An 8521-nucleotide genomic window follows, 5' to 3' on the forward strand; every position below is an offset into this window, starting at 1 on the left:
GGGTCTCGTACAGGTCGATGTAGTTGCGGGCGATGACTTCGGCGGCGGCGTCGGGGTGTCCGGCGCCGATCCAGGCGCTGATGGCGACGTGGGCGACGTAGACGCCCTGGTCCTTGAGGGTGTTGTGCAGGTTCAGCGTCCAGTTGCGCAGTCCGGCGGCGGCGATGTTGATGTTGGCCAGGAACGGCACGGGGGTGATCGACCCGCCGCCGGTGGTGATGAGGACGGTGCCGGTGCCCGCCGCGATCATGTCGGGCACGACCTGCTTGACCGCGTGGATCGCGCCCAGGTAGAAGTCGACCTGCGGCTGGAGGTTCTCGGGCGCGACCTCCAGGACGCCGGCGGCGCCGAGGCCGGGGTCGGCCGGGGAGAATTCGAGGACGTCGATCGTGCCGAAGCGCTCCTTGACCTGGGCGAAGGCGGCGGTGACGGTCTCGGGGCGGGTGATGTCGGCGGTGAACCCGGCGGCTTCGATGCCCTCCTCTTCGAGTTTCGCGGCGAGCGCGTCGAGCTTGTCGGCGCTGCGGGCGAGGAGGGCGACGGTGAAGCCCTTGGCGCCGAAGGCGCGGGCGATCTCGTGTCCGAGGCCGGGACCGGCTCCGACGATGGCGATGACGGGCATTGCTGTGCTCCTTCAGGTATCTTGAGTAGTGCCTCAAGATATGACGGTAACACTTAACTTGAGGCATGCCTCAAGATGTGATGGGACGGACATGACCGATCGGAAGCCCCTGCGGCGCGACGCCCGCGACAACGCGGCCAAACTCCGCGCCGCCGCGCTGGAGACCTTCCTGGCCCAGGGGCTCGACGCGCCCCTGGAGGTGATCGCCAAGCACGCCGGGGTCAGCATCGGCACCCTCTACAACCGCTTCGGCTCCCGCGAAGGCCTGATCGACGCGGTCATCCCCGACGTCGCCGGCGCCCGCCTCCAGGTCCTCGCCGCCGACGTCCTCGCCGAGCCCGTGGCGAAAGACCGGTTGCAGGCCTTCCTCCACGGCATGATCGACCTCCAGATCGCCGACCCGGCCCTCAACGACGCGATCCTGCGCCGCTACCCCGACGCCGTCGCCCTCATCGGCATCTGCGAGCACACCATGGCGCTGGGGCGCGACCTCATCGACGAGGCCCACCGCGAGGGCGTCCTCGCCCCCGACTTCACCGCGGACGACCTGCTCAACCTGCTCTGGCTCGCCGGCACCGCCGCCCGAGAACCCCACGCCCCCAACGGATGGCGCGACACCCTCGAACGCGCCCTCGCCTCCGCCTGGACCTGATCGATTCTCAAGCTTGACATTGGGTCAGGGCCCAGACTGGCCGCATGGACCACGTCAACGCATCCAAACCAACCCCTTCGGCCTGGTCGGGCACGGTGCCGTTCGAGTGCGGCTGTCCGCCTTGGGGTTCGAGCGGAGCGGCGGGCCACGGTGAGGAGGACGACGGCGTCTTCGACGACGTCGAGGTCGTAGTCCGGGGTGCGGCCGCATCCGCCGAGCACACGGCCCGTGCCCCTACGGCCGCCTGCCCTCGGGCGGCGAGACGGCGGTCAGGCCCGGGTGAGGGCGTAGAGCAGCGGCTTGAGCCGGTCGGCGGCGTTCTGGTCGTCGCGCCAGACGAGCCGCAGTCGCAGCGGCGGTGTCGGGGCGTCGAGGGCTTGGAGGCGGCCGGAGTCGAGGTCGGCCTGTACTGCGAACTCGGGCAGGAGGGCGATGCCCCTGCCGGCGGCGACCCATTCGCGGACCTGTGCCAGGCCGCCGACGGCGGTGAGCTCGACGTCGGGACCGATCCACCACTGGGCGGCCATCCAGAAGGAGCAGCGCGGTTCGCGGCCGATCAGGTCGCCCGCGTTTCGGATCTGCGCCATGGTGACCGGGCGTCCGAGGAGCGGATGGCCCGGCGGGGCGACCACGGCCATGGGCACGTCGCGCACGTCCAGATGCTCCAGGTCGGCCGCCGGCGCCGGGAAGCCGAGGTCGCCGACGCGCTCCCCGGTGTCGAGGAGGACGGCGGCGTCGATCTCGCCGCGGTCGAGCGCGGTGAGAAGGCGGTCGCGGTCGGCGTCGGGACGAAGCCGCACGCGCAGCTCTGCGTGCGTCCGTTGCAGCTCGTCCAAGACCGCCGGGAGGAGTTCGTCGGCGATGGAGGCCTGCGCTCCGACATTGAGGCACAGTGCGTCGCGGAGCTGCTCGGCCGCACCGTCGAGCGCTGCCAACGCCGAGGACGCGGCGACGAGGTAGGCGCGGCCGGCGGCGGTCGGGTGCATGCCGGCGCGGTCCCGGGTGAACAGCGGCGCCCCGAGCTCGGCTTCGAGCCGCCGGATGCGGTCGGAGACCGAGGACGGTGCGAGGCGTTGCGCCGCCGCGGTCCGGTTGACCGTCCGGTGCTGGAGCAGTGCAACGGCGGTCCGGAGCTGGCTCAAATCCACGCCGCTATTTTACGCGGGTGTTCGGATATGCCGAATACCGATTCGGCGATGCCGGTCGAACCGGGCGCGGCCCGGGCGCACCGTTGTGCGTCCCGCTCACTCCCGGACCTAGGAGACTCATGTCCGCCTCATCGCCCGCCGCCGTTCGCCTCGACCCCGGCCACCGGTCCTCACCCCGACTGGTCGGCATATCCCTGGCCTACTTCATGGTGCTGCTGGACACCACGGTGCTCGCCGTCGCCGAACCCAGCATCATGGCCTCGCTCCGCACCGGAGTCGTCGGGGTCGGCTGGGCCACCACGATCTACACCATGGTGCTGGCGTCCGCACTGGTCCTCGCCGGCGGCCTCGCCGATCGCCTTGGCGCCCACCGGGTCTTCGTCACCGGCGTGGTCGGCTTCGGCGCCGCGTCGCTGGCGTGCGCCCTCGCGCCCACCCTGGCGTTCCTGCTCGCGTCCCGTGCGCTGCTGGGCCTCTTCGCCGCCGCGATCATCCCGAGCTCGCTGGGCCTGATCGCGGCCCTGTACCCCGAGCCCGGACCCCGCGGACGCGCCGTCAGCGCCTGGGCGGCCATCAGCGGCGCCGCCATGGCCGCCGGTCCAGTCCTGGGCGGGTGGCTCGTCGCCGTCGGCGACTGGCGCGCCGTCTTCCTCGTGAACGCCCCGATCACGCTCGCCGTGCTCCTGCTCTGCCGCACCCCGATCGCGAGCCCGCGCACCGCCCGCGCGATCTCCTGGCTTCCCCACCTCGGCCTGGCGGCGACGCTCGCCGCCGCAACGCTCACGATCACCGAGATCGGCCAACGCAGCTGGGTGTCGGCCACCGTGCTCGGACTCATCGCTCTGGGCCTCGGGTTCGGGACGGCGCTGGCCGACCGGACCTCGCCCGCACCGATCGTCCCGGCAGCGCTGCGCCGCAACGCGAAGGCGTGGAGCGCCTTCGGATGGGGCGCGGCCGTCAACTACGCCCTCACCACCGTCGTCTTCTCGATCCCCCTCCTGCTCGACGAGACTGCGGCGCGCACTGGCGCGATGCTGCTGCCGATGACCGTGCTGATCGCCCTCAACCCCTTGCTCACCGGGCGGATCATCGCCGCCCGCGGCCACCTCCGGCCGATCCGCATGGGGCTCATTGCATTCCCCATCGGCCTGGCGCTCGTCGCCGTCGCTATCGCGTTCCACGACAGCGCGCTGGTGCTCGGGCTCGGGCTGCTGCTGTGCGGACTCGGCGTCTCGTGGACATTGCCCGCACTGGTCGGCTTCGCCGTCACCCAGGCCGCCGCCGAGGCCGCCGGCGCCGTCGGCGGCCTCCTCAACGCCGGCCGCCAGATCGGCGCCACCGTGGCGGCCGCGGTCGCCAGCGTCGTCCTGACCGGGCACCACGGCGGCACGGCGGCCGTCCCGTTCCTGATCGCCGCAGTGGTCTGCGTGTTCGGGCTGGTCAGCGCCTCGACGACCTCACGGCGCAGGGGATCAGTGGCGCGTGTCGGCCTGGTGGTCCCGGTACTCTCGCGGCGACATCCCGTGGAAGCGGCTGAAGGCGGCGCTGAACGTGGGCAGATGGGCGTAGCCGACGCGGCGGGCGACGGCGCTGGGCTTCGCGCCTCCGGTGAGCAGGTCGCGGGCGATGCGCATGCGGGCCGCGTAGCGCCAGCGGGCGAATGACATGCCGGTCTCGTCACGGAAGAGGCGGTGGATCTCGGCGGTCAGATCGGGTGCGGCCGCTTCGCCGGGAGTGCCGATGCGGCGCAGGTAGTCCAGTGCCGCGTCCCGCGCGCCCGGATGGGTCGGCATCGGCACGGTGAGCGCGCGCTGCTCGGCGAGCTGTTCGGCGAACAGGTCGATGATGCGGTCGGGGTCGTGGCCGTCCGGTTTCAGGGCGGAGCGGGAGCTGATGGAGCAGAACATCAGGTAGTCGTCCCAGGCGGGTGGGAACCGCACGTGCAGCGGCTCGGTCAGTGCGAGGTCGCCGGTGCCGGCCGTGCCGATGGGCAGTGAGATGGAGTTCTCGCGGATGCCGGTGGTGTGCTCCAGGTCGGCGGGGATCCAGGTCGCGACGCCGCGCTGCCGTTCGTGGCGGCGGTCGCCGATGTCCAGGTAGCCGCTGCCGCGGTACATCCAGCTGAGCACGTGCACGTGGTTGGCGTGCGGGGTCGTGCGGGCCGCGGGCAGCAGATCGGGTGCGGTGGTCGCACCGTCGCCTCGCGCCATCCGCACGAGATCGTCGGCCTGACGTGCCGCGGCGGCCCGTTCCGAGACCTCGCCGGCGGGACGTCCGGCCGCGAGTCTCCTGCTGAGCTGGTGCGGGGTCGATCCGTAGTGCTGCTTGAACGCGCGAGTGAGGCCGCTGCGGCTCGCGAAGCCGACGCGTGCGACCACCTGGTCCACGTCGTACCCCGCCGACAGGAACTCGACCGCCGCGTTCAGTCGGCAGCGCAGTCGCCATTGCTCGAACGTGAGGCCGGTGGCGGCGAGGAAGTCGCGGCGCAGGGAACGCGGGCTGGAGAGCACCCGGGTCGCCCACTCCCGCACGGTGAGTCGGAGCGCCGGGTCCCGCACCAGCTCCTCGGCCACGGCCCCGGCACTGCCGCCCTTCGGCATCGCGAGCGCGTCCCGCGGCACCGGGGACGCTGAGGTCTCGCCTTCCGTTGCGGGCGTTCGCGAGCCGTGAATGAGGTCGACGAGTGCGTCCTGGGAGTATCCGCGACCGCTGAGGGGCGTGACCTGGAAGTTGAAGTGCTGGATCAGCCAGTCCTGCCAGTCGTCGGGGATCGCGAACCGCCTCGGCTCCGGCTGGACGCCGGCGGTGGCGCTCGGATGCGTCAGCAGCGGAAATGCGACCGTGCCCGGCTCGGTGACGACCTCCCACGACGTGCCGGCCTCGGCCGGAATCCAGACGCCCTCGCCCTCGGCGAGTCGGAACTCCTGGTCTCCCATGTGGAGGAACGCCGAGCCGGTGCGGACCCAGAGCAGCAGGTGCTCGGCCTGATCCCAGGTGCCGCTCGATCGCACTCGGGGAATCGACGGCGGTCGGCGAGCGCTCGTCGGAGGGAGATCCGGCATGTCCTAACAATATGGCAGCCTGCGCACGCAAATGAAAGTAAGGATAGCCTAATCTTACCAGCGGGCCTCGCCCGCGTCGATCGAGCGCGGCCCCAGCAGCCCCGAACCGATCCGAAAGGCCCCGCATGCCGAAGACCTCACGCCGCCTCACCGTGCGCCCCTTGACCTTGCGAGAGGTCGAGGTCGTCGGCGTGCAGGACCTGACGCCGGGGATGCGGCGGATCACGTTGGCCGGCGACCAGCTCGGCGACTTCACCTCGGCGAACGGCTTCCCTCAGGCGGCGTTCGACTCGACCGGCTTCGACGACGACATCCGCCTGGTGTTCCGCTACCCCGGACACGCCGAGCCGGTGCTGCCGGTGCAGAAGGAGCAGGGCCTCGACCTGCCCAGAGACCCCCGGCCCCTGTCGCGGATCTACACCGTGCGGCGCTGGGACGCCGAGTCCGGCCGGCTGGACGTGGACTTCGTCAAGCACGGCATTGGCGTGGGAACCACCTGGGCGTACCGCGCCCAGGTCGGCGACCGCATCCACTTCTTCGGTCCGAGCGTGTCGCGCGAACTCCCGCAGGACGCGGACTGGCTCCTGGTCGCCGGCGACGACGCGGCGCTCCCGGCGATCGCCCGCCTGCTCGACGAGCTGCCCGAGGACGCGAGCGCGCAGGTGTTCATCGAGGTCGCCGAAGAGGCACACCGGCAGGAGTTGCGTGAACTGCCGGGCGTCGAGGTGCGATGGCTGGTGCGCGACGGCGCCGAGGCGGGCAAGTCCCTGCTGGTGGAGGCCGTCAGGAACTGCGAGTGGCGCGGCGGCAGGCCGTTCGCGTGGGTCGCGGGGGAGAACGCGGCCGTGCGGGACCTGCGCCGTCACCTGGTCGAGGACCAGGGAATGCCCAAAGAGGACGTCGAGTTCATCGGGTACTGGCGCCGCGGCGAGGTCGTCGCCCTCGAACAGGATGCGGCGCTGCCCGACCCCGCGAAGACGAAGACTCCCTTTGAGCGGCTCCACGATCTCGCCGAGCTGATCGCACCGATCGCGATCCGCAGCGCCGTCGAACTCGACGTCCCCGAGCTCATCTCCCGCGGTGTGACCGGCGTCGCCGAACTGGCCGCCCGAGCGAAAGCCGACGAGCGGGCCCTTGGCAAGCTGCTGCGCTACCTGCACTCCCTGGGCGTCCTCCACGAGACTGAACCGGGCCACTACGATCTGACGCCGGTCGGCGAGGTCCTGACCCTCGACTTCATGGTCGGATTCCTGCACCCCGCCGGGGTGGCGGGACGCGAGATGCTCGGCATCCACGGGCTCACCGAGTCCATCCGCACCGGCCGGGAATCGTACGCCTCGGTCACCGGCCAGACCTTCACGCAGGTACGCGCCGAACAGGACTACGAGGACCGCTACCTCGAACGCCTGGCGAAGTTCCAGGCCACGCTCGCTGAGCCGATCGCGAAGTCCGAGCTGCTCACCGGCGTCGACCACCTGGTGCTGCACTCCGGCGGCGCCGGCGCCCAGGCCCGCGAGTTCGTCGCCGCCCACCCCGGCCTGCACGTGACGATCTGCGCGCTGCCGGCACAGGCGGACTGGCTGCGCCGGGACCTGCCCGACACCATCCCCGACGAGCGGCAGCGGGCGCGGGTCGGCGTCGTCGAGCAGTCGGTCTTCGAGCCCGGCCCTGCCGCGGACGCCGTGTTCGTGATCCGCGCGTTCAAGACGCTGCCCGACGCCGACGCCGCCCACGCCCTGCGCCGCGCCGCCGAGAACCTCCTCCCCGGCGGCCGGGTGCTGCTGGTCGAAGACCTCTTCGACACCGACGACCTCGACGAGCACGACGGCGAAGCCGACCTGCTCGCCCTCACCGTGCACGGCTCCGGCCTGCGCACCGCGGCCGAACTCGACGCCGTCATCACCAGCGCCGGACTCGCCCGCCTCACGACGCACACCGTCGGCTGGGACACCCCGGTCCATGAACTCGTGCCCGCTGACGTTCAGCCCCAATAGAAAAGGAAGACCATGACCATGCCCACTCTGCGACGGCGCCGCGCCGCCCTGACCGCCGCGATCCTGAGCGCCTCCTTCGCCCTCGCCGCCTGCGGCGACGGCGACGACCCCGGCACCGCGGGCGGGGAGACGCGCACCGTCACGGCCGACAACGGCGCCGTCGAGATCCCCGCCGACCCGCAGCGGGTGGTCACGATCGGCAACACGACGCTCCCGCTCATCGACATGGGCGGCGAACCGGTGGGCGTCACCGAAGTGAGCGACTCCGAACTCGCCCTCATTCCCCAAGCGCAGCAGGACGCGTACGAGGCGGCCGCGAACCTCGGCACCAGCGCCGACCAGATCGACATAGAGCAGCTCGCCAGTCTCGAACCGGACCTCATCCTGGCCCAGTTCCCCGCCGACGAGTTCGAGCAGATCCAAGAGGAGCTCGAAGCCGTCGCCCCGACCGTCTTCTGGGGACTCGACGTCGAATGGAAGGAGCTCGCCGACGGCGTCGCGGAGGCAGGCGACGTCACCGACGGGCTCACCGAGCAGAAGACGCAGTTCGAGGACAAGATCGCCCAGATCGAAGCGACCTACGGAGCGATCATCGCCGACACCGCGTTCGTCAACGTCGACCGCTGGGCCAGCTCCGAACCCGGGACGTTCTCCATCGCGGACTTCGGCTGCGTCGAGATCGCCCAGGGCGACCTCGGCATGGACTTCCCCCGGGCCGCCGAAGGCGAAGACCCCCTGGGCTGGACCTCCCTGCCGTTCGAGCAGCTCGCCGAACTGTCCGAATACGACGTGATCACCTATCCCGTCGACGCCGAAGGCAACCCGACCGAGTCGTTCGCACCGGTGGTCGAGACCAACACCTGGCAGGCGCTGCCCGCCGTGGACTCCGGTCGCGCGCTCGGCCTCTACTGCCCGGGCAACAACTCCTACGGGCCCGTCCTCCAGTACCTGGACTCGCTCGACAGCGCCCTCGCGACCCTCCCCGCCACGTGACCGCACTGGCCCCGCGCCTCCGCGGCCCGGCCACCGCGAAGGCGGCCGGG

6 protein-coding genes and 1 pseudogene are annotated in these 8521 nt (G+C 71.4%); 4 read left to right on the forward strand and 3 right to left on the reverse strand.

Going from position 1 to position 8521, the window contains the following annotated elements; translation table 11 throughout:
- The coding region (locus DI269_RS06665; protein ID WP_112134317.1) for an SDR family NAD(P)-dependent oxidoreductase at positions 1–622 on the reverse strand (622 nt) is incomplete at its 3' end.
- 91 nt (positions 623–713) lie between these two features.
- Here DI269_RS06665 and DI269_RS06670 point away from each other — a divergent pair.
- Positions 714–1274 carry a TetR/AcrR family transcriptional regulator gene (locus DI269_RS06670; RefSeq protein ID WP_112134318.1) on the forward strand — a complete coding sequence of 187 codons (561 nt, stop codon included), beginning with the start codon at positions 714–716 and terminating at the stop codon, positions 1272–1274.
- A 269-nt stretch (positions 1275–1543) separates the two neighbouring features.
- On the opposite strand, the gene DI269_RS06675 is transcribed toward DI269_RS06670, so the two are convergent.
- Positions 1544–2422, reverse strand: coding sequence for a LysR family transcriptional regulator (locus tag DI269_RS06675; protein ID WP_112134319.1), 879 nt, complete (start codon positions 2420–2422; stop codon positions 1544–1546).
- 119 nt (positions 2423–2541) lie between these two features.
- On the opposite strand from DI269_RS06675, the pseudogene DI269_RS28100 reads away from it, so the two are divergent.
- Positions 2542–3756 (forward strand): annotated as a pseudogene (locus DI269_RS28100) (MFS transporter); the annotation flags it as partial.
- Positions 3757–3894: 138 nt separating this feature from the next.
- Here the strand turns inward: DI269_RS28100 and DI269_RS06685 are convergent.
- Positions 3895–5433: a helix-turn-helix transcriptional regulator gene (locus tag DI269_RS06685; RefSeq protein ID WP_198667217.1), complete on the reverse strand. Its 1539-nt coding sequence runs from the start codon at positions 5431–5433 to the stop codon at positions 3895–3897.
- Positions 5434–5609: 176 nt separating this feature from the next.
- Between DI269_RS06685 and DI269_RS06690 the strand changes: the two genes are divergently transcribed.
- Together DI269_RS06690 and DI269_RS06695 are read left to right on the forward strand one after the other, a co-directional pair.
- A complete protein-coding gene (locus tag DI269_RS06690) occupies positions 5610–7478 on the forward strand; it encodes an SIP domain-containing protein (RefSeq protein ID WP_112134321.1) in 1869 nt (622 codons plus the stop codon).
- 12 nt (positions 7479–7490) lie between these two features.
- The gene (locus tag DI269_RS06695) at positions 7491–8471 is read left to right on the forward strand and encodes an ABC transporter substrate-binding protein (RefSeq protein WP_112134322.1); all 981 of its coding nucleotides are present in this window, start codon (positions 7491–7493) and stop codon (positions 8469–8471) included.
- Positions 8472–8521 lie beyond the last annotated feature (50 nt).

Origin of the sequence: Glycomyces dulcitolivorans (genome assembly GCF_003265355.1) — a bacterium.
Lineage (GTDB): Bacteria > Actinomycetota > Actinomycetes > Mycobacteriales > Micromonosporaceae > Glycomyces > Glycomyces dulcitolivorans.

Excerpts from the sequence above, each read along its gene's own strand:
- DI269_RS06670 (WP_112134318.1), top strand. The coding sequence starts at position 714 with ATGACCGATCGGAAGCCCCTGCGGCGCGACGCCCGCGACAACGCGGCC.
- DI269_RS06690 (WP_112134321.1), top strand. The coding sequence starts at position 5,610 with ATGCCGAAGACCTCACGCCGCCTCACCGTGCGCCCCTTGACCTTGCGA.
- DI269_RS06695 (WP_112134322.1), top strand. The coding sequence starts at position 7,491 with ATGACCATGCCCACTCTGCGACGGCGCCGCGCCGCCCTGACCGCCGCG.